Origin of the sequence: Psychroserpens jangbogonensis (genome assembly GCF_000797465.1) — a bacterium.
Lineage (GTDB): Bacteria > Bacteroidota > Bacteroidia > Flavobacteriales > Flavobacteriaceae > Psychroserpens > Psychroserpens jangbogonensis.
Window position 1 is genome coordinate 147,807 of sequence record NZ_JSWG01000001.1, and the last position, 19,918, is coordinate 167,724.

Genomic DNA, 19,918 nt, shown 5'->3' on the forward strand with positions numbered 1-19,918 from the left:
ATTAAACTTGAACTATAGTAAATTCACCTTGTAAGGGTTTTAAACTATGCATCAAGTTAGGAATTAAGTCAGAGCCATATTCTAAATAAAACTCAGAAAAGTTCATATATCGTTCTTGCAAACTCTCCTTTGGAAATAATTCCTTTTGAATCTCTACAATACGATTTATATGATCAGACATTTTACGTTTCTGGGCTTTTAACAAGCGTTTTTCTAAAGCTTCAAGTCCATTGATTTGCTTTTTTTCTTGAGCAGCTACAGCACCTTTAAAAGAATCGTCGGTCTTTTCTGCTAAATCATATAAAGCTTTAAATTGTTGTTTTAGATGATTCCTTTGAGATGAGAAATCAATATCAACTTCAGAAATTTGCTTTGTTATTTTTGTTTTTAGTGCATCTTGATTTAAGAATAAATCGGAAATTTCAACATTTAGTTTGCTTAGCTTTACTTTTTGCTTTTCTGTAATCAATAATGCAGAATTACGTAAAAGCAACATAGGAAACACGACCTTATGGCTTTCAAAATTAGACTTTAATTGCATCCAATATGCAAGTTCTCCTCCTCCTCCAATATAACAGAGATTTGGTAAAACAACTTCTTGAAATAGAGGTCGCATTATCACATTAGGAGAAAATCGTTCCGGCACCTCATTGAGGTGTTTTATTATCTCACTCTTGCTGAATGTTATTTTAGTGTTATTAACGTAATAAACATCATTCTTTTCAACGATACGTTCACGAATTCCGTCTGTTATGTAAAACAAATTTATCTCTCTTGGATTCACCTGAATTTTATAATTTCCATCTAAGGCATTCAAGTTTTCGTTAGCTTCAGATACTTTTGAAAAAGCCGTTTGTTGTAAAAGTTCTTCTTCAACGTAAGGAATAAACTGTATTTTCAAAGCTTGATCATTACCATCAACAATTACCAATCCGAAACCTTTGAATAACTCATTAACCAGAAATTGCATAGCTTCCGCCAAATTAGAATGGTTTAAATAGGCTTCACTAAATTGTCTTTTCAATTCTGTAGCATTCAATGTACCATTTAATTGTGATCCAAAAACTTCAAAAACCTGATCTAATCCTTGTAGATTTAATTCACCTACAGCTCCAGATGCCTCTCTATTCCACTGTACTTTTTTTCCTTTAAAATTAAAGAAATTAATCTCTACAAAATCATGATCTTCTGTAGCCATCCAATAGATAGGAACAAAATCATTCTCAGGATATTGAGCTTTTAATTCCTTACATAAATTGATTGTAGAAATAATCTTATAGAAAAAATATAATGGCCCTGTAAACAAATTCAATTGATGACCAGTGACTACAGTAAAGGCATTTGAATTTTCAAGTAAGTTGATGTTGACTTTTGTTTGATCTGAAACCTCAACATTTCTATACTGATGATTTAAAGCTTTAACTAAAACGTCTCTAGATTCGGAAGTAAAACTTGATTGCTTTTCTTCCATCTGAGCTTTGAAATTTTCAAGCTTAGGAAACCGATTATAGAATGGCTTCAACGCCTCTTTTTCATCTAAATAATCACATATTAAAGATGAAAAATAGTTAGTGTCTCTAAACGATATACAGTCGGTTGGCATAAATACTTTTCTATTGAAGCGTAAATATACAGTTATTGCAATTTTTGAATTACTAAATTTTAGTTAATTCCTCAGAACATCAAATAATCAAAAACAAAAAACTTGTCTAGAACTATCTTGAATAGTTAGGTGATTCTTTTGTAATGGTTACATCGTGAGGATGACTTTCATTAATTCCTGAACTCGTAATTTTCACAAAACGTCCAGTTTCTTTTAGAGTTTCAACATCTTTCGATCCACAGTAACCCATTCCTGCACGAAGGCCTCCAACAAATTGATGGATACTTTCTACTAAATCACCTTTATAAGGCACTCGACCTACAATACCTTCTGGTACTAACTTTTTAATATCGTCTTCTACATCTTGGAAATAACGATCTTTACTACCTTGTTTCATGGCTTCAACAGAGCCCATTCCACGATACGACTTAAATTTTCGTCCTTCGTAAATAATAGTTTCTCCTGGACTTTCTTTAGTACCTGCTAATAAAGAACCTAGCATTACACTATCTGCTCCAGCAGCAATAGCTTTAGGAATATCACCAGTGTAGCGAATTCCACCATCTGCTATAACTGGCACACCTGAACCTTTAATGGCCGCAGCGACTTCAAGAACTGCAGAAAATTGAGGAAACCCAACTCCAGCAATAACACGAGTAGTACATATAGAACCTGGACCAATACCAACTTTCACAGCATCTGCTCCAGCTTCAACTAAATATTTAGCAGCTTCAGCAGTGGCAATATTTCCAACAATGACATCTAGTTTAGGAAACTTCTTTTTAATATCTTTTAAAACCAACACCACACCTTTGGTATGGCCATGAGCTGTATCAATAATTACAGCATCAACACCTGCATTTACAAGTGCAGAAGCTCTTTCCACAGCATCTCCTGTAACACCAATAGCAGCAGCAACACGAAGTCTTCCGTAATGATCTTTATTTGCGTTAGGCTTTTGAGTCACTTTAGTAATATCTCTAAATGTTATAAGCCCTTTTAACTTATAATTATCATCAACAATAAGGAGTTTTTCAATTTTATTTTGCTGAAGAATTTTTTCCGCATCTTTTAATGAGGTCCCAACTGCAGCAGTGACTAGGTTTTCACTTGTCATCACTTCAACAATTGGTCGATCGTTTTCATGTTCAAATCGTAAATCACGATTGGTAACAATTCCTTTTAGAGTTCCATTATCATCCACGATTGGAATACCACCAATACTGTGTTCGGCCATATTGTTCTTCGCATCTGAAACTTTTGCCGTTAATGGTAAGGTCACAGGATCGATAATCATACCACTTTCTGCGCGCTTTACTTTGCGGACTTTTTCGGCTTGATGTTCGATGGACATGTTTTTATGAAGCACTCCAATACCACCTTCTTGAGCCATGGCAATTGCCATTTTACTTTCGGTAACAGTATCCATAGCTGCGGAAACTATTGGAATGTTTATAGTAATATTACGTGTGAATTTGGTTTGAATATTTACTTCTCTTGGTAAAATTTCAGAAAACGCTGGAACTAAGAGTACGTCGTCATAAGTAAGACCTTCTCCAACAATTTTATTCTCGTGTGCTGTCATGATGCAATTACAGTTATAATTGCATGCAAAGATACTTATTTTATGTTAGAAGACACTTTCTTTGAATTAAATATTTGAAACAGGATAATGAGTATCGAAATGGTATAAGTTAGAGTCATCAAAGTTCCTGAAATCATAACTATATATTTCATCCAAAGGATCCCTTTCCATAGAAAATAAAGGCCTCCAAAAGTGAGTAGTACTGAAAGAAATGGTTCAACAATTAAAACTATTTTCAATTTCCTAGACAGTTTTGTTGTGCTCAAGATTATACCTACTAGAAAGAAAATAATAGACATAGATAAAATATGACCATGGACTAGTGTGAGCATTTGCTGCTCATTTTTTTTGAATTTCATTACAGTAGCATCAACATCGTTTTCGTTTCCTAAATATTGTTCTTCAATGCCATTTGGGTTTACAGAAGAAGTTTCTCCAACGAACAATAAACCTGTATAAAAGCCAATACTCAAGACAACTACAAATGCGGTTATAAGCATTTTTATTTCCTTAGGAAACGTTGAAATGATTCCGTTTAACTGCATTATAATTTAGTTTTTGATTGAAGAATCTGTAATGATCTTAGTAAGTCATTTACTGCTGAAGTCATTGAGCGAACAGAGATTGTTGCTCCTGAAATGGCCACAATGTTTTGTTGATATTTTAGCTCGTCTTTTGGTGTTTTACCAATAAATTGTTTTAACCAACGTTTACTTCCAATTTCACCACCATAATCTTCTCTATAAACAAGCACTTTAGCTTTTTCAATAACCAAATCTTTATTTAGAAGAATCAAATAATCAAAAGCATCAGTTTTACTTGGTGCTTTTGAAATATAAGCATAGCCTAATAAAGAATCTGCGTTATTAATTTTGAAAAAATTATCAGCACCAAACTCTGAAGGAAGTGTTTTTACAATTTCGGCATCAAAAGTTTTAGCTTCGAAAGCGAATTCTTCAACATTGTAAGTATTCTTTATTACTTTATCAACTTTCTTTTGAAGGTTTTTTGGTAATCCAGAACTCACAAAAAGGAGAGCAAAACTTGCTATTAAAATGTGCGAAAATTTCATTTTACAAAGGTAAACTATTAAAAGCCTGTTAGCCAAAGAAGATTCTGAAATCTTAATTGGCTATCAGACTCAATTATATTTAATACAATTTAGAACCAAACACCTAAACCAACATTTAACTGATTAGGAACATCTGAATCTGCTGCACTATCTTTTATTTGATAATCTGCTTTCACAACTGCTCCTGGAGCAATTTTATAGCTTAAACCAAATGTCCATTCATTTCGGTCATAGCTATCATTTTTCATTAAACCACCATCTACTGAAGCATGTGTATCATAATCTTCAAATCTAGCAAAGGCATATAATTGTTGCTCTTTTCCTAATGGTAGTAAGTTATAAGCTGCTTCTAAATAGTAACCTTGTAATGCGCTTCCTAAATCTGCAGTATATAAATTGTTATAGTCTTCAGTATCGGTAATACTTGCATGAATAAATTGCCCACGAGCAGTAAAACGTTTGTAAGCATATCGAGCATCGAATCCTATCATTGAAATCCCAACTGATGTTCCATCTATATCTTCTACTTCATCTTCGGCTTGGGAACGACCAAAATATCCAGATAATCCTAAACGTAATCCTGGAATTCCGTAGTAATCTGCTTTTGCTGCAAAATTTGGAGAATCAACTGTAGAACGAATTCCTTTTTGTCTTCCATTTCTTAATCCATTTTTTCCACCCAAAACTTTCTCACCATTTACTGAAGAAAATCCGTTAAAAACATAAGCTTGGTATCGTAAAGAAATTTCATCAAATCGTCCAGAAACTCCAACACCAATTTCTCTCCAAGTTGTTGGTACAATACTGCCATCAATACTTGGTCTCTCTACACCATTGAATGTAGTTGGTTCGTGGTATTCGTTTACAATTCCCATTGGTACTAACATTAAACCACCTCTAAGGTTCACATTATCATTTAGGCTATATTGAAGAAACGCTTGCTCTACAAATATTTCTTCTACATGTTCTAATTCTATTTCTGTAACGAACTGTACTTTATCATTAAATTTATATCCGAATAGTAATACTAATCTCTGGACATCTAATTCACCATTATCTGCTTCTGGTTGGTTGTAAGTGATTTCTCCATAACCACCAACAGTTACACCTGTATTAATATTTCCAGACAAAATACGTTGTGCAGCATTTTGTTGATTTTGTGGATTAGTATACAATGAATCTGGTACTGATTGAGCAAAAGTTATTGATGCTGATAAACTAATAATTAGGGCTAATAATTTTTTCATTTTGATTGATTTGTTATTCTTATTTAGACTTGTTATAAATAAATTTCTGTTTGAGAGTGCAAATTTAAAACAGTTATTAACTTGTGCAAAGTTTATTTAGAATAATTTTAAATAAACTTCAGACAAACAAATTAACTAGTTAATCAACAAGTATTTAGTGAATGTTAAATTTTAAAAAAACAAAGAATTAATGGTAAGAAGTAAAGATTTTAGTCGCTTCATTATACGAGCTTTCAAAACTCATAGCATTGAGGTTGTTGTTTTTATTTGAAGTAAAATAGGACAAAAGCTTTTCGGTTGGCATATTACCTGTAAGTTCATCTTTTGCCATAGGACAACCACCAAATCCCTGAATCGCACCATCAAAACGTATGCAACCAGCTTTGTAAGCTGCATCAACTTTTTCAAACCAAGATGTTGGTGTTGTATGCAAATGTGCTCCAAACTCAATTTCTGGATATGTCGGAATTAAATTTGAAAATAAATAATCAATACTTTCTGGATTTGAACTACCTATAGTATCACTCAGCGAAAGTATCTTCACTCCCATTTTACTAAGACGTTCTGTCCATTCGCCAACAATATCAACATCCCAAGGATCTCCATAAGGATTTCCAAAACCCATAGAAATGTATACCACAACTTCTTTGTTATGTGTATTCGCTAGCTCTAAAATTTCAGAAAGTGTTATAACAGATTGTGCAATCGTTTTATGCGTATTACGCATTTGAAAATTTTCAGATATTGAAAATGGGTATCCTAAATAATCAATTTCTGGATGTTGACAAGCATCATTTGCACCACGAGTGTTTGCAATAATTGCTAATAGCTTACTTGTCGTTTTACTTAAATCTAGTTTTGATAATACTTCAGCAGTGTCTACCATTTGAGGAATGGCTTTTGGCGAAACAAAACTTCCGAAATCAATGGTATCAAAACCAACTCTTAAAAGCGATTGAATGTATTGTACCTTTTTCTCAGTAGGAATAAAATCCTTGATACCTTGCATAGCATCTCTAGGACATTCAATTAATTTAAGAGGTTTGTTCATCTAGCCAAATATAGTGATTAAGATTCTGTTTTTAAATCTATTTTTCAGAAGTAAAAATTAGGATCGCAATACCAACAAATACAATTATTTGCAACCATTTTAGATACAAACCAATACGCTTATGTTGCTTTATATATTCTGAAATGGAACCTGCTAAAATTGCAATTGCAGAGAAAATCACAGCAGAAACAAACATAAATAATAAACCTAGCACATAAAACTGAATAACCGTATTTAATGTATTGCTAAATAAAAAACCAGGAAAGAAGGCTAGGAAGAAAATAGATACTTTAGGGTTTAAAACATTCATAATGAACCCTTGCTTAAAAAGCTGAAATACACTTTTTTTAGGAATACGGTCTGTGTTTAATTTCAATTCAGATGAAGACCTAAACACTTTATAAGCTAAATAGAGTAAATACAATGCACCAAATAGTTTGATTATAAAAAAGAGTGAATCATTTTCTTTTATAATGGCAGAGACTCCAAAAGCGACTAATGTCGTATGTACTAAACAACCAGAAATCAAGCCTGCGACAGTAGCTAAACCAAATTTCTTTCCGTTTACTATACTTTGCATAAGCACATAAATATTATCTGGCCCAGGAGACATTGCTAATACAGAAGTGGCAATTACAAATGATATAAGTAAATCGTAATTCAGTGTGTTTTGTTTTCAGTAAAAATAATATTAAAAATTACTGTAAGGAAATAAAATGCATTTACGACTGAATAAATTCATAACTAAACTGTAACCACATGAAAAACTTTACTTTATCTTTTAAATCCCTTACCTTTTTAATAGTTGTTTTACAAATAGGAACAGGTTATTCACAATCTACAGCTAGTTACGATATTACATTTACTAGTGATTGGGAAAATGAAGTTATTGATCCTATAAATGGAAACAGTACAGCTGCAATTCCAGGGAATGCACATTGGTCAAATCTTGTTGGCACAACACACAATGAAAATTATACTTTAGTTGAAATGGGAGCATTAGCTTCAACTGGAGTAAAAAATGTAGCCGAAGCAGGAAATAACGATGTATTGTTTTCAGAAGTTAGCACTCAAATCACAAATGGTAATGCATACGAATGGTTGCAAGAACCCCTTTCTCCTTTTGATAATATTAGTTCAGCAACTTTAAGTGGTGTTGTAGTCAATTCTAATTTTCCTTTACTAAGCTTAGTATCAATGATCGCTCCTAGTCCAGATTGGATGATTGCTATTGATGGTATAAATCTGAGAGAAGGAGGCACTTGGACCAATGAAATAAGCATTCAATTATTTCCTTATGATGCAGGTACAGATAGTGGTACCATGTATGCCTCATCAAATTCACCAACACTACCTAATCCTGAAACAATATCCGTTTTAATAAATGATGGTCCTTTTAATGCGAAGCCAATTGGCACTATTACAATTTCATTAAATGAAGTGCTTAGTGTTGACAATCAAGATTTAGCAAGGGTAATTGTATCTCCAAATCCCTCTAATGGGATAATCAAAATAAGCACATCTAGTGCTAATATTTTAAAAGAAGCCATGGTATTTGATGTCCTAGGAAAGCAAGTAGCCATTATTAAAAATCAAAACCTAGATTCCAATTTAAACTTAAATTTGACAGCTTTACATAAAGGTGTTTATTTAGTAAGACTAGAACTTGAAGATGGCTCTTTATCAACAAAAAGGTTGGTTCTTAACTAACAAAGCCTTGTCTTTCATCGATTAAATTAGGTGTTTAATCGATTTTTACTATTTTTACATTATTATTTTTAGCCCAAAAATTTAGTTATGAAAAAAGTATACTTACTGAAAAACACAATTATAACAGTTGTGTTTTTAAATTTATTCTTATTAAGCAACGCTCAAACCGAACCACAATGTGGAACGGTTATAAGTCCAGAAGCTCAAGCCTACTTTCAACAACTGTTACCTCAAATCCAACAATTTGAAGAAGAGTTCAATGGATTAGCTTTTGGTCGTTCTTCAACAGCAATAAGCTCTGTGCCAATTAAAGCACATATCATTAGAACTGATACTGGAACTGGTGGACTTCAATTGAATCAATTTAATGCAGCAATAGCACTTATGAATAACTTTTATGCGAATGCATATCTAGAATTCTTCTTGTGTGAGGGCATAAACTATATTGATGATTCCAATTTATATGATTTTGAAACTGATGAACAAGATGCAATGATTGCAGCGCATAGTGTTAACAATGTTATTAATATCTACTTTGCAAATACTGTTACGAGTTCGTCTTCAGGAAGTGGATTATGTGGTTATGCCTATTTTCCTGGTGGTCCAGAAGTTATTTTAATGGATAACTCTTGTGCTATAAATGGAAGTACATTATCACATGAAATGGGACATTTCTTTGCGTTATCTCACACACATGGTAATAGTAATGGAACACTTACATCAGAATTGGTGGATGGTTCAAATTGCGATACTACTGGAGATTTCATTTGTGATACACCTGCAGATCCTCAATTAGGTTATGGAAATGTATCTACTTCTTGTGTATATACAGGAAATGCTAGTGATGCTAACGGACAATTTTTTAATCCAGACCCATTGAATATCATGTCTTATTCTCGTAAACCTTGTCGAACACAATTTTCTCAACAACAGTATGCTAGAATTTATGCTACATATCAAGCGTCGAGAGGAGTTATGGCTTGTCCAAGTTTTAATGTAGATATTGCATCTGACTTTACAATAGAATGTAGTAATACTTTGGATGTTGATTTTACAGATAATAGTGTTGGTGCAACCTCTTGGCAATGGGATGTTGATGGTGATGATATTATTGATTATACAATTCCAAACCCAACACACACCTATACGAGTGGTGGACTTTATGATGTGACTCTTACGATTTCTGATGGATCGAACTCTTTAACCAAGGTTTACCCTGACTATATTGAAGTGGGCGTAAATGACATCAATACCGCACAACTTACATTAAATCTGGTTACAGATGATTATCCAGCTGAAACATCGTGGAACTTAAAAAACAGTAGTGGTACTGTTTTATACGCAAGCCCAACTTATGTTGAAGGTGTTGATGATTTTCAATCTTTCACAGAGAACTTTACAATAAGTACTAATGAATGCTACACATTTGAAATCAATGATAGCTTTGGTGATGGTATTTGCTGTAATGAAGGAACTGGGTCGTACTCATTAACGACACTAGAAGGTACTACAGTTGTAACAGGTGGAAATTATAACTTTGGTGAAATTACTTATATGTCTAATGCAGTATTAGGTGTTGAGGATTATTTTGCTGATAATTCGGTTTCGATTTATCCAAATCCTGCAAATACAACTCTAAATATCAAATTATCTAATACCAACAATTTACCAGATAGTTTTTCAGTATATACTATGTTAGGACAGATTGTAAAAACTGAACGTATTTCACAAACTTCAGATTTAGCAATTGATGTTTCAGCATTTAGTGATGGAATGTATTTTATTGAACTCAAAAAAGACGGCAGTACATCAACAATTCAGTTTGTGAAAAACTAGTCTTAATTAATATAATAACGGAAGCGAATCAATAGTTTATTGGTTCGCTTTTTTTATTAGTGCTTTATTTATTCGTTTTATCAATTTTGGCCCTTCATAAATAAAACCAGTATAAAGCTGTACCAAATCTGCTCCAGCTTCAATTTTTTCTAGTGCATCTTCAACAGAATGAATACCTCCTACTCCAATAATTGGAAACGCTTTGTTACTTTTTTCAGCTAAAAAGCGAATCACTTCAGTTGAACGATGTGATAAAGGTTTTCCGCTTAAACCTCCTACTTCAGATTTATTATCCGAATTTAAACCTTCACGTGAAATCGTGGTATTAGTAGCAATAACGCCATCTATTTTTGTTTCTGATACAATATCAATAATATCCATTAATTGCTCATTTGTGAGATCTGGAGCAATTTTTAGCAATATTGGTTTAGGCTGTTCCTTTTTATAATTTTCTGTTTTCAAGGTGTTTAAAAGCTCTGTAAGCGGTTCTTTATCTTGTAAAGCTCTTAAGTTTGGTGTGTTTGGAGAGCTTACATTCACTACAAAATAATCAACGTAATCAAACAAGGCATTGAAACATATTTTATAATCGTCAACAGCATTTTCATTAGGAGTAACTTTATTTTTACCAATGTTACCGCCAATTAGCACGCCTTTATTTTGCTTTAAATGTTCAACTGCTATCGCAACACCTCCATTATTAAAGCCCATTCTATTAATTATTGCTGAGTCTTCTTTTAGTCTAAACAACCTTTTTTTAGGGTTACCAACCTGAGGTTTAGGAGTAATTGTGCCTATTTCAATAAACCCAAAACCAAAATTCGAAAGTTCGTTATACAATTTTGCATCCTTGTCAAATCCTGCAGCTAGTCCAACTGGGTTTTTAAAATGCAATCCGAAAAGATGTCGCTCTAAGGATTTATCTTCAACCAAATAAACACTTTTAAACAGAGACTTCATACCTGGTATTTTACATGTAAAACGAATTAACGAAAAGGTAAAGTGATGTATTTTTTCAGGATCGAAAAGAAAAAAAAGCGGTCTAACTAAGAGTTTGTACATGAGGTGCTATTTACACTGCAAAAATAAGAATCTAATTATTTTATAAGGACTATAATTCATTTATAATTAATCTAGATAATGTTATTTATCGTATATTAATTGCAATAGTTTATCTATTTTTGAACATAAATTAAATAAAATTAATCATGAAAAAAATCATAATTCCTGTAGATTTCTCACAGCATTCAGAGTACGCTTTAGAAACAGCTGCAGCAATAGCTAAGAAGCATAATTCAGAACTTATTGTAATGCATATGTTAGAGCTTTCTGAATCTATATTTTCGACTTCAAGTACAGAAAGAAATGATGAAACAGCCTTTATGTTGATGTTAACCAACAAAAAATTTGAATCTTTTTTAGACAAGCCGTATCTAGAAGGAATTACTGTTACACCAATGATTAAAAGCCATAAGGTTTTAAAAGAAGTAGATCAAGTTGCTAGCGAATTAAAAGCTGATTTAGTCGTTATGGGATCAAGAGGTCACAATGATTATGAAGGTGTATTCTTAGGGTCTAATACAGAAAAAGTTGTTCGACATAGTGAAACACCTCTTCTTGTCGTTAAATCTAAACCGGAAAGTATCGATTTTGAGCATATAGTTATAGCTACAGATTTTTCTCCTGATAGCGCTTCTGCAGTAAATACTGCTATTGAACTATTAAGTGATCTTAGTAAAAAAGTGACTTTATTGCACATCAATCTTCCTAACGCTCATTTCTTAAGCACAGATGAAATCGAAGAAAGAGTTTCGAACTTATTGACGATGACGAATCGTAAAGATTTGAAAAACAATGTTGCGTTAATTTCAGATTACAATGTGGAAGAGGCAATATTGGGTTATGCAGACAAACACAGTATTGATGCAATCGGTATGATTACTCATGGTCGAACAGGCTTAAACCATTTGTTTGGTGGTAGTATTTCTGAAGACTTAGTAAACCATTCTAAACTACCTGTTTTTACTTTTAAAATGTAAGACAAAACTATAAATCTTAAAAAAGCACCTTTATTAATTTAAAGGTGCTTTTTTATTATCTGTTTTTACCGAAGTTACTATTGTTTTCTGATTACTTTCTTAATCAAGTAATAGCCACCTGACAATACAAGGATTAAAGCACTTATTCCGAAAAGCGTTAATGGTTCTAGATGAGTAACATCTAAATCAATGACATGCCTAGAAACACCTATTAAAGCAACTAACAATACAATCTCTACGTGAACTACATCTTCTTTTAAATACATTTTGATTGTATGAAGTAACTCTATACCAATAAGAACAGATAAGAAGCCACCAAACACACTATGTAGATGTTTTAGTATATTATTATCTCGAGAAAAAGAACTTTCTAATCCTTCAATAATTCCACCGAAAAGTAAAGCAATGAATACTATTGCAGTATATAGCACTACAATTAGTAGAGAAAATAGTAAAACGATAATTATACCTTTTTCTATAAATTCAACAACGTTTAATACTTTTCTATCTATTTTTTTCATCTGGTTGAGATAACTGATTAATATATTTGCCGACCACTATAGCTGTTAAAATTACTAAATAAAACTGTCCTATTAAGCCAATAAATATAGATGCCTTTTGTGCAATTGCTGTCACAGGAAGAATATCTCCATAACCTATAGTCATCAAAGTAATATAAGCATAATACATTAATTGATCTGTCATCTCAGAAGTGGCAGCAGAACCAATTGCTAATCCTGAAAATGAATTAGGATACAGAATTTCTATTGTCAAACATAGGAAAAATGCCAGTAAACCTAGAGAAATGTAACCAGAAACCAATCCTAAAATTACATTTTTATTTACAAATTTAGCTTTCCAAACTTGTTTAATAATTTCAACAGTAACAATAGCATAGAATATGAAATAGGATCCTAATTTAGCGTAATTAAAATTCTTATCTATAGCAGAATTTATAAATCCCGTAATTACCAGTAGAGCCGAAATGGCTAGAAAAGCTAACAAAAATCTGAAAAGCCGTTTCTTTTTAAAAGCTAATAATATTCCTGAGCTTATATTAAGCAACAATAATAATGGCATAATCCAATTTTCGAACCATGAGATTGGCATTGCGATTGAACCAAACAAAACTAAGAGCTGAGTAGTTAAAAATAATTCGAATCGATATGGATAGAGTTTCTCAAACATAATTTAAGTTTAATCATCCATTATGGACTCGTCAAACGTATAACCTTTATAATTGACTTTATAAAGAATACTATAAAGTGAAGGAATAAATAGCAGCGTAATTACAGTACCAAATAGTAAACCTATCATAATACTAACAGCCATTCCTTCCCACATTTCTCCGCCACTTAGATAAAGAGGAATCAATCCTAAAACCGTTGTAAAAGTAGCCAATAAAATAGGTCTGAAACGTTGCAGACATGCTGCTATAATAGCATCTTGAATTGGTCTCTTAATTTCGTTTTCTTCAATTTGAATTCTATCAATTAATACAATGGCATTATTTATTACGATTCCTGCTAATGAAATCACCCCTAAAAAAGGCATAAATCCAAAAGGTTCTTGAAATACTAATAATCCTATAACCACTCCAATAATTCCTAAGGGAATAGTTGCAGCTACCATTATGGTTTTTCTAACCGAATTAAACATAATAATTAAAAGAAGAATAATTATAAAGCCAGATAATGGTAGATAATTAATTACAGCACCCATGTTTTCAGCCGTGTTTTCGGCGTCTCCACCAAATTTATACGAATAACCTTCTGGCCAATCTTTTGAAACTTCGGCCATATAAGGACTCATTTCTTTCATTATAGCAGAGGCATTTCCTGTCGCATTTAATTCAGAACTAACATTTATAGTTCTATCAATATCTAAACGTTTTATCTTTGCATATTGCCATTGAGGTTCAATAGATGCTACTTGAAGTAAAGGCACACTTTTTCCAGAGTTTTGTGCATAAATATTCAAAGTCTCTATAGAGGCTAACGTCTGTTGCTGACTATCATTACTTCGCATTAGTATTGGAATGGATTTATCATTCTCACGATATTCACCCGTTTGAAAACCATCTAAAACAGTTTGAAGTGATGTTGCAATATCAGCACTGGTAATGCCTGCCATTTGTGCTTTATTCTGATCGATATTTACAACAAACTTTTTCGTCTTTGGTCCCCAATCATCCTTAATGTTTTTTGTTCCTGAAACTGTTTTCAATTTTTGTTTGGTTTGTTCTGAAAGCTCGGCTAACACATCTGGATTCTCACCAGATATTTTAACTTCAATTGGAGTTCCTCCTCCTCCAGAACCTAAAAGCCCAACCTTAATATCTGCATTAGCAAAATTATTAAAACAGTAGCCATCTAATTTCTCTACCATGTCATTATTGTAGATAAAATCAGAGGTGTTAATTAGAATATGCGCATAACTTGCATCTGGTTCATCAGTGGAATAACCTAAATCATACGACTCTGGACCGGCTCCAATAAAAGATGACCAATCTGTAATTCCGTTTGGTCTACCTTCATTAACTAATAAGTCTGTTGTTATAAACTCTTCTATACTTTTGATAACATCTTGTGTCGCCTCAATTCGTATTCCTTGAGGTAAGTTTATGTCTACTGTAATCATGTTTCGATCACTATCTGGAAAAAAGATAAACGGAATCTTTCCAAAGCCTAAAAGTGACACAAAAAATGCTGCAAAAATTCCGATGATTACCAGACGCTTGTAAGCAAGAGCAGACAAAATTAAATTTTTATAATAGACTTTTAAATTATTAATGATTGTATCAATAAAGCTAGGTTTCTTTTCTGCTTTTGGAGTAACCTTAAGAAACAAGAAACACAATAATGTAATAACTGTCAAAGCTAGAATCCATGACGATAAAAGCGCCAATGAAATAACCACAAATATTGGACCTACGATATCTCCCATTGTTGATTCTGCCAAATAAAATGCTAAAAATGCGGCAGATGTTGTCAATGTGGAGATGAGCAACGGTGTAAATAATTCACCACAGGCATCAATTGCTGCTTTTTTAGCGTCAATACCATTTTCCATTTTCACCATAACAGTTTCGGCAACTACAATTGCATTATCTACCATCATACCAAGAGCCATAATCAATGCTGCTAATGTTACTTGGTTTAATCCCATATCTATAAGACCCATTAACATTAAAGTCATTATGGTTACCATAGGAATTAAACTAGCAATAATACCACCAGTTCTAAGGCCTAAGAAAACTAACATAACAATCAGTACTATAACAATAGCCTGAATTAAGTTAACAATAAAAGCACTAATCTTATCATCTATGTAAGTGTCTAATGAAGATAAACGTTTCAATTCCAATCCAACTGGTAAACGATTTTGCCAATCTTTAATCACAACATTCATGTCTTCTCCCAATTGAATAATATTGGCACCTTCTTTAAGGCTAATGTGCATAGAAATTGCTCGTTCACCATTAACGGTTACCAACTGTTTGGGTGGATCAATATAACCTTGTGTTACCTTTGTTATATCACCTAAGTAGACTAACTGTGAGCCATCTCCAACTGGTATTAAAGTTTGCTTTATATCATCAAGAGAATTAAAATTTCCTGTTGGTTCTAAAATGATACGTTCATCACCTAAATTAACTTGACCACCAGAACTTAATATATTTGTTGCACCAATAATACTCTGTAATTTTGAAGCAGAGAGTCCATATTCCTTGAGTCGTGCATTATCAAACTCAATAAAAATTCGTTCATCTTGAACACCACCAACTTCGACTTTTGCTGCCAAGTTTAGTTTTATCAAATCATCTTTAATATCGTCAACATAATCTTTCGCTTCAGCATAGCTAAAACCATCCATTACTAAACCAACAGCAATTCCAAATACTTCTCCAATTCCATCATCATTTAAATTTGGAGTTACACCAGACGGCAATCCTTCTATTTGAGACAACTTTCGTCTGAGTCTATCCCAAACTGCTTGTAAATCTTCAGGTTTTACTTGTTCTTTTAGTTCTACCGTAACTACAGATAGACCAGATCTAGATGTACTTGATACTTCTTTTAATTCTGGTAATTCTTGTACAATTTTTTCAACCTTGTCAGTAACTAATTGCTCGACACGTTCTGGGCTTGACCCAGGAAAGGAAGACACCACAGTTGCTACTCTAACTGTGTAAGGTGGCATACTATCACGAGATAAAGATTGATAGAATACCATTCCCAAAATCAAGATGGTAGCGAGAACTGTAAAAGTAATTCGGTTTCTATTAATGGAAAAGGCTGCTAAATTCATTTAATGCTTAGTTTAATTTTACGTCTTGTCCATCTAATAAAGTCTGCAAACCTGCAATCGCAATTTTTTGTCCAACTTTAAGACCACTTACAACTTCAAAACCTTCAGGTGTTAGATTACCAATTGTAATCGCTTGTTTTCTTACAGTAGCTTTAGTTGAATCACCTTCAACTAAAAACACAAACCTTCCATTACCATCCTCTCCAACTGCACTAGCAGGAACAACAATAATTTCTTTGGTCATGTCTTCATCAACAAACTCAAATAAAACGTTCGCTGCCATACCACTCTTTATACGTTCGTCTGCTTCAGTTACCATAATAGTAATTGGGTACGTTGATGTATTAGCGTTTAAAGCTGGAGCTACTTCTGTAATCACAGCGTTAAAGGTTTCACCTTCAATTGCTGTAAATGACACTTTCACTTTCATATCTTTCTTCACTTCGTTAATAACAGATTCTGGCAAACCCAAAGAAATCTCAATAGCTGTTCCCGCATTCAAGACACCTATCGTTTGTCCTGGAGACACGTTTTCATCTACTTCAATAGCTACAGAAGCAATAACCCCATCTTCTGGAGCATAGAGATATCCAAATTGAATTTGATCTTGCTGAATTGCTACACTTCGCTGAGCCGACTCAAAACTAGCAACTGCTGTTCTGTATGAGTTTTTTGCAGCTTCATAATCACTTAAAGAAGAACTCCCTTTTTCGTATAATGTACGCATTCTGTTCAAGCTTAACTTAGTCGTATTCATTTGAGATTCTGTACTGTTCTTCGCAGAAATCGAAGATTCGTAATTCAATCTAGCCGAAACATTGTCTAAGGTTCCTAACAGTTGACCTTTCTTTACTTTTTGCCCTAGATTCATATCTAGCTTAGTAACAATACCGCTACTTCTAAAACTTAGGTTTACTATTTTCTCTGTCTTAGCAGTACCACTAAACTGTCTTGTTTTCTCACCTCCTAAATAGGAAACTTCACTATATTTTACTGGTCGTAAAACAATTTCTTCTTTGACTTCTTTTTCACCACAACTCATAAGTAATATTACCATGAGAAGACTACTGATTTTAAAGATTCGATTGGATTGCATTATCATATATGTGTTAAATGTTAGTCATTATTTTGAGTGAATTCTAAAAAGCGTTGTATAAAATCTACACGTCCACTTTCATCTTCTAGCAAAAAGAATTGCCCTAAAGAACGTTCTAACTGCATTGAACTCTGTAAGTAATTATATGTTGCATTTGCACTTGCAAGTTGTGCCTGCAAATAATTATTTTGAGCATCTAATAATTGAACAATATTAACCGCTCCACTAGCATAAGACGTTTGAGTTAAATCCAAAGCTTCTTTTGCCGTTTCTTCAAAAACTTTAGACAAGTGTATATTCGATGTTTCATTCACTAAACCTAACACTGAATCATTAATGTTTTTTTCGATATTCAGTTTTAAATTATCTCTTGAAACTTCTAGTTGTTCTTTCTGAATGGAGGCAATTTGCTTATTTATATTTTGCTTGTTCTGATTGAATAAAGGAAGTGATACATTAAGTCCAAGACTATAATAGCCATCAGGAAATTCGAAGCCTGGAATAAAACCTGTACCAACTCCAGACCTTGAAAACTCATAATTATATTGGCCTTGAAGCGCGACTGTTGGCAAAAAACGTCCGACACCAAATAAACGCTCACTGCGCTCTGTAGCTTTTAAATTGTACTCTAATGCTTTTAACTCAGGTGCATTAGCTATAGCCTCCTGAACTAAAAATTTTACAAAAGATTGACGTAATGTAGGGGCATCTAAAAACTGGCGTAACCGCTCATAATTATTATCACTAAAAACACCTTTTTGCAACTCCGCATCTTCTACATCAATACTAGTATCAATCGGATTATTTAATAATTGGTTTAATACATAATACCCTTGCTCCAATTTATTAATAGCTTCAACCATTTCCTGTGTATTCTGAGCCATTTCAGATTTAAAACGCAATACATCAGATTTCCCAGCTTGACCAGCTTCGTAGTTTTCGGTAGCAATTTTTAGGTTGTATTTCGTCAATTCTAAATTTTGATATTGAATGGACAAGTTTGCCTTCAAAATTAAGGCTGTAAAGTAAGATGTTGCTACATCAAAAATGGTATTTAATTCTTCGCTGTTATAGTTTTCCTGTTGGGCATTACGAAGTGATCTTTGAATACTAATATTTGCATTTGCAGATTCTGAAAACACGGTTTGTTGTAAGCTTATATTACCTGATGTAGCAAATTCTGGATTTTGACCATTGCTGATTTTTGCTAATTCTGGATCCACATAACTCCCTGTTGCACCTGCAGTAACATTTGGCAAATAATCACTTTTTGCAAATTGTAGGTCTTTTTGAGAAAGCTGAACATCTTGTTCTATAGTTTGCAATTCTAAGTTTTCGGCTATTGCCTCTTGCATGACACTTAACAATGTATATTTAATATCGGCAACTTTATCATTTGGGTTGCCCACAAAATTAGTTGTTGCTATTAAACTATATTTAAGCGGTAATCCAATTTTTTCAGCGGTATTATAATTTACTGTTAATCCGCCTTTAGATTCTAAAGTTTCACTTAAATCAGATAAGCCATTACCATTAACAACAGATTCAACAGTTAAAGCAATCCGTCTAAAAAACTGATTTATTTCAGATTGATCAAAATTTGAGGCAAGTATTCCATTCTTAACATCATTACCTGGATTAGAAGTAAACGAAGGCAATTTTTTTTCAATCAATACTTCTGCAAGTTCTTTCATTTCGAGATCCGTCAAATAAAACCCTCCAGCTAAATATACAGCATCTATATTATCTAAATTCGATGTGATATCACTTAAAGTTTCAAACGGAATAAGCTTCATATCTAATTGAAGTTCTGTACCTAAATCATCAAATGTCTTTTTAATTGGCAAGTTATCCTTAATCGATTTCTCCACAATAACACCAACGGTTTTAGGTTTGGCGATTTCTTTAAATAACTTTAAATCTTCAGTATAAGACTGTGACGTAATAATTGACGTATAATTTTTTATATTAGAAACTTGTAATTTATCCGTTCGCAACTCTTCACTTAATGCTCCAAAAACTATTGTAGGTTTCTGGTAACTCCCTATTTTAGATATAACGGCATTGTTTACAGTTCCGAAAGCAATAATAATATCGGTACCGTTTTGCAATAGAACATTGTAATTACTCAATGCTTTAGCAGAATCAAAATTATTGACTAATGTTCTGGATTCTGAAAATTCCAATACAGCATCCTCACCTACTACAGCAGAAATCTCATTAGAAAGTTCTTCCAATAAGCCATTAATTTCAGTTGAATTTTTATCCAATAAAAATCCAACCTGATACGTGTTGGATTGAGAAAAAGCTAAGAGGCTAGCACATAAAAAAAGGAAAACACTTAAGATATTGCGCATTGGTTAGTTGA

At 32.9% G+C, this 19,918-nt stretch carries 16 protein-coding genes; 3 read left to right on the forward strand and 13 right to left on the reverse strand.

The genetic code is table 11. From position 1 onward, the window contains the following. Nucleotide 1: 1 nt before the first annotated feature. From bshC to RH81_RS00755, 7 genes are all read right to left on the reverse strand, one after another. The gene (gene bshC, locus RH81_RS00725) at nt 2-1,603 is read right to left on the reverse strand and encodes a bacillithiol biosynthesis cysteine-adding enzyme BshC (protein WP_033956243.1); all 1,602 of its coding nucleotides are present in this window, start codon (nt 1,601-1,603) and stop codon (nt 2-4) included. Between the two features lie 112 nt (nt 1,604-1,715). After that, a complete protein-coding gene (gene guaB / locus RH81_RS00730) occupies nt 1,716-3,188 on the reverse strand; it encodes an IMP dehydrogenase (protein WP_033956245.1) in 1,473 nt (490 codons plus the stop codon). 35 nt (nt 3,189-3,223) lie between these two features. Next, complete coding sequence (locus RH81_RS00735) at nt 3,224-3,733, reverse strand: hypothetical protein (protein ID WP_033956248.1); 510 nt, start codon at nt 3,731-3,733, stop codon at nt 3,224-3,226. Then, nucleotides 3,733-4,260 (reverse strand): FMN-binding protein, encoded by a 528-nt coding sequence (locus tag RH81_RS00740; RefSeq protein ID WP_033956252.1) that lies wholly within the window; start codon nt 4,258-4,260, stop codon nt 3,733-3,735. Before RH81_RS00740 ends, RH81_RS00735 begins: the two co-directional genes overlap by 1 nt. An 89-nt stretch (nt 4,261-4,349) precedes the next feature. After that, nucleotides 4,350-5,507, reverse strand: coding sequence for a porin (locus tag RH81_RS00745; protein ID WP_033956254.1), 1,158 nt, complete (start codon nt 5,505-5,507; stop codon nt 4,350-4,352). Between the two features lie 187 nt (nt 5,508-5,694). Then, nucleotides 5,695-6,558, reverse strand: a complete 864-nt coding sequence (locus RH81_RS00750; protein ID WP_033956255.1) for a hydroxymethylglutaryl-CoA lyase — start codon at nt 6,556-6,558, stop codon at nt 5,695-5,697. Between the two features lie 37 nt (nt 6,559-6,595). Continuing rightward, entirely contained in the window at nt 6,596-7,222 is a 627-nt protein-coding gene (locus RH81_RS00755; RefSeq protein ID WP_033956256.1) for a LysE family translocator, read from the reverse strand. A 95-nt stretch (nt 7,223-7,317) separates the two neighbouring features. Here RH81_RS00755 and RH81_RS00760 point away from each other — a divergent pair, with 95 nt between their 5' ends. Both RH81_RS00760 and RH81_RS00765 read left to right on the forward strand, forming a co-directional pair. Continuing rightward, nucleotides 7,318-8,268 (forward strand): spondin domain-containing protein, encoded by a 951-nt coding sequence (locus tag RH81_RS00760; RefSeq protein ID WP_033956260.1) that lies wholly within the window; start codon nt 7,318-7,320, stop codon nt 8,266-8,268. 87 nt (nt 8,269-8,355) lie between these two features. Then, nucleotides 8,356-10,104: a zinc-dependent metalloprotease gene (locus tag RH81_RS00765; protein ID WP_033956263.1), complete on the forward strand. Its 1,749-nt coding sequence runs from the start codon at nt 8,356-8,358 to the stop codon at nt 10,102-10,104. 36 nt (nt 10,105-10,140) lie between these two features. Here RH81_RS00765 and RH81_RS00770 read toward each other — a convergent pair whose 3' ends face one another. Beyond that, nucleotides 10,141-11,166, reverse strand: a complete 1,026-nt coding sequence (locus tag RH81_RS00770) for a quinone-dependent dihydroorotate dehydrogenase (protein ID WP_033956266.1) — start codon at nt 11,164-11,166, stop codon at nt 10,141-10,143. Between the two features lie 146 nt (nt 11,167-11,312). Between RH81_RS00770 and RH81_RS00775 the strand changes: the two genes are divergently transcribed. After that, the gene (locus tag RH81_RS00775) at nt 11,313-12,143 is read left to right on the forward strand and encodes a universal stress protein (RefSeq protein ID WP_033956268.1); all 831 of its coding nucleotides are present in this window, start codon (nt 11,313-11,315) and stop codon (nt 12,141-12,143) included. Nucleotides 12,144-12,220: 77 nt separating this feature from the next. Here RH81_RS00775 and RH81_RS00780 read toward each other — a convergent pair whose 3' ends face one another. From RH81_RS00780 to RH81_RS00800, 5 genes are read right to left on the reverse strand one after another with little or no spacing between them, the layout of a single operon-like run. Further along, nucleotides 12,221-12,664 (reverse strand): phosphate-starvation-inducible PsiE family protein, encoded by a 444-nt coding sequence (locus tag RH81_RS00780; protein WP_033956270.1) that lies wholly within the window; start codon nt 12,662-12,664, stop codon nt 12,221-12,223. Next, nucleotides 12,648-13,331, reverse strand: coding sequence for an ion channel (locus RH81_RS00785; protein ID WP_033956273.1), 684 nt, complete (start codon nt 13,329-13,331; stop codon nt 12,648-12,650). Before RH81_RS00785 ends, RH81_RS00780 begins: the two co-directional genes overlap by 17 nt. Before the next feature lie 9 nt (nt 13,332-13,340). Then, nucleotides 13,341-16,454, reverse strand: a complete 3,114-nt coding sequence (locus tag RH81_RS00790; RefSeq protein WP_033956275.1) for an efflux RND transporter permease subunit — start codon at nt 16,452-16,454, stop codon at nt 13,341-13,343. Between the two features lie 7 nt (nt 16,455-16,461). Further along, nucleotides 16,462-17,511 carry an efflux RND transporter periplasmic adaptor subunit gene (locus RH81_RS00795; protein ID WP_033956277.1) on the reverse strand — a complete coding sequence of 350 codons (1,050 nt, stop codon included), beginning with the start codon at nt 17,509-17,511 and terminating at the stop codon, nt 16,462-16,464. 59 nt (nt 17,512-17,570) lie between these two features. Further along, the gene (locus RH81_RS00800; protein ID WP_033956280.1) at nt 17,571-19,907 is read right to left on the reverse strand and encodes a TolC family protein; all 2,337 of its coding nucleotides are present in this window, start codon (nt 19,905-19,907) and stop codon (nt 17,571-17,573) included. Between the last annotated feature and the right edge of the window lie 11 nt (nt 19,908-19,918).

What these genes read in the sequence shown, in the direction of transcription:
- bshC (WP_033956243.1), bottom strand. Translation starts at nt 1,603, where the DNA reads ATGCCAACCGACTGTATATCGTTTAGAGACACTAACTATTTTTCATCT.
- guaB (WP_033956245.1), bottom strand. Translation starts at nt 3,188, where the DNA reads ATGACAGCACACGAGAATAAAATTGTTGGAGAAGGTCTTACTTATGAC.
- RH81_RS00735 (WP_033956248.1), bottom strand. Translation starts at nt 3,733, where the DNA reads ATGCAGTTAAACGGAATCATTTCAACGTTTCCTAAGGAAATAAAAATG.
- RH81_RS00740 (WP_033956252.1), bottom strand. Translation starts at nt 4,260, where the DNA reads ATGAAATTTTCGCACATTTTAATAGCAAGTTTTGCTCTCCTTTTTGTG.
- RH81_RS00745 (WP_033956254.1), bottom strand. Translation starts at nt 5,507, where the DNA reads ATGAAAAAATTATTAGCCCTAATTATTAGTTTATCAGCATCAATAACT.
- RH81_RS00750 (WP_033956255.1), bottom strand. Translation starts at nt 6,558, where the DNA reads ATGAACAAACCTCTTAAATTAATTGAATGTCCTAGAGATGCTATGCAA.
- RH81_RS00760 (WP_033956260.1), top strand. Translation starts at nt 7,318, where the DNA reads ATGAAAAACTTTACTTTATCTTTTAAATCCCTTACCTTTTTAATAGTT.
- RH81_RS00765 (WP_033956263.1), top strand. Translation starts at nt 8,356, where the DNA reads ATGAAAAAAGTATACTTACTGAAAAACACAATTATAACAGTTGTGTTT.
- RH81_RS00770 (WP_033956266.1), bottom strand. Translation starts at nt 11,166, where the DNA reads ATGTACAAACTCTTAGTTAGACCGCTTTTTTTTCTTTTCGATCCTGAA.
- RH81_RS00775 (WP_033956268.1), top strand. Translation starts at nt 11,313, where the DNA reads ATGAAAAAAATCATAATTCCTGTAGATTTCTCACAGCATTCAGAGTAC.
- RH81_RS00780 (WP_033956270.1), bottom strand. Translation starts at nt 12,664, where the DNA reads ATGAAAAAAATAGATAGAAAAGTATTAAACGTTGTTGAATTTATAGAA.
- RH81_RS00785 (WP_033956273.1), bottom strand. Translation starts at nt 13,331, where the DNA reads ATGTTTGAGAAACTCTATCCATATCGATTCGAATTATTTTTAACTACT.
- RH81_RS00790 (WP_033956275.1), bottom strand. Translation starts at nt 16,454, where the DNA reads ATGAATTTAGCAGCCTTTTCCATTAATAGAAACCGAATTACTTTTACA.
- RH81_RS00795 (WP_033956277.1), bottom strand. Translation starts at nt 17,511, where the DNA reads ATGGTAATATTACTTATGAGTTGTGGTGAAAAAGAAGTCAAAGAAGAA.
- RH81_RS00800 (WP_033956280.1), bottom strand. Translation starts at nt 19,907, where the DNA reads ATGCGCAATATCTTAAGTGTTTTCCTTTTTTTATGTGCTAGCCTCTTA.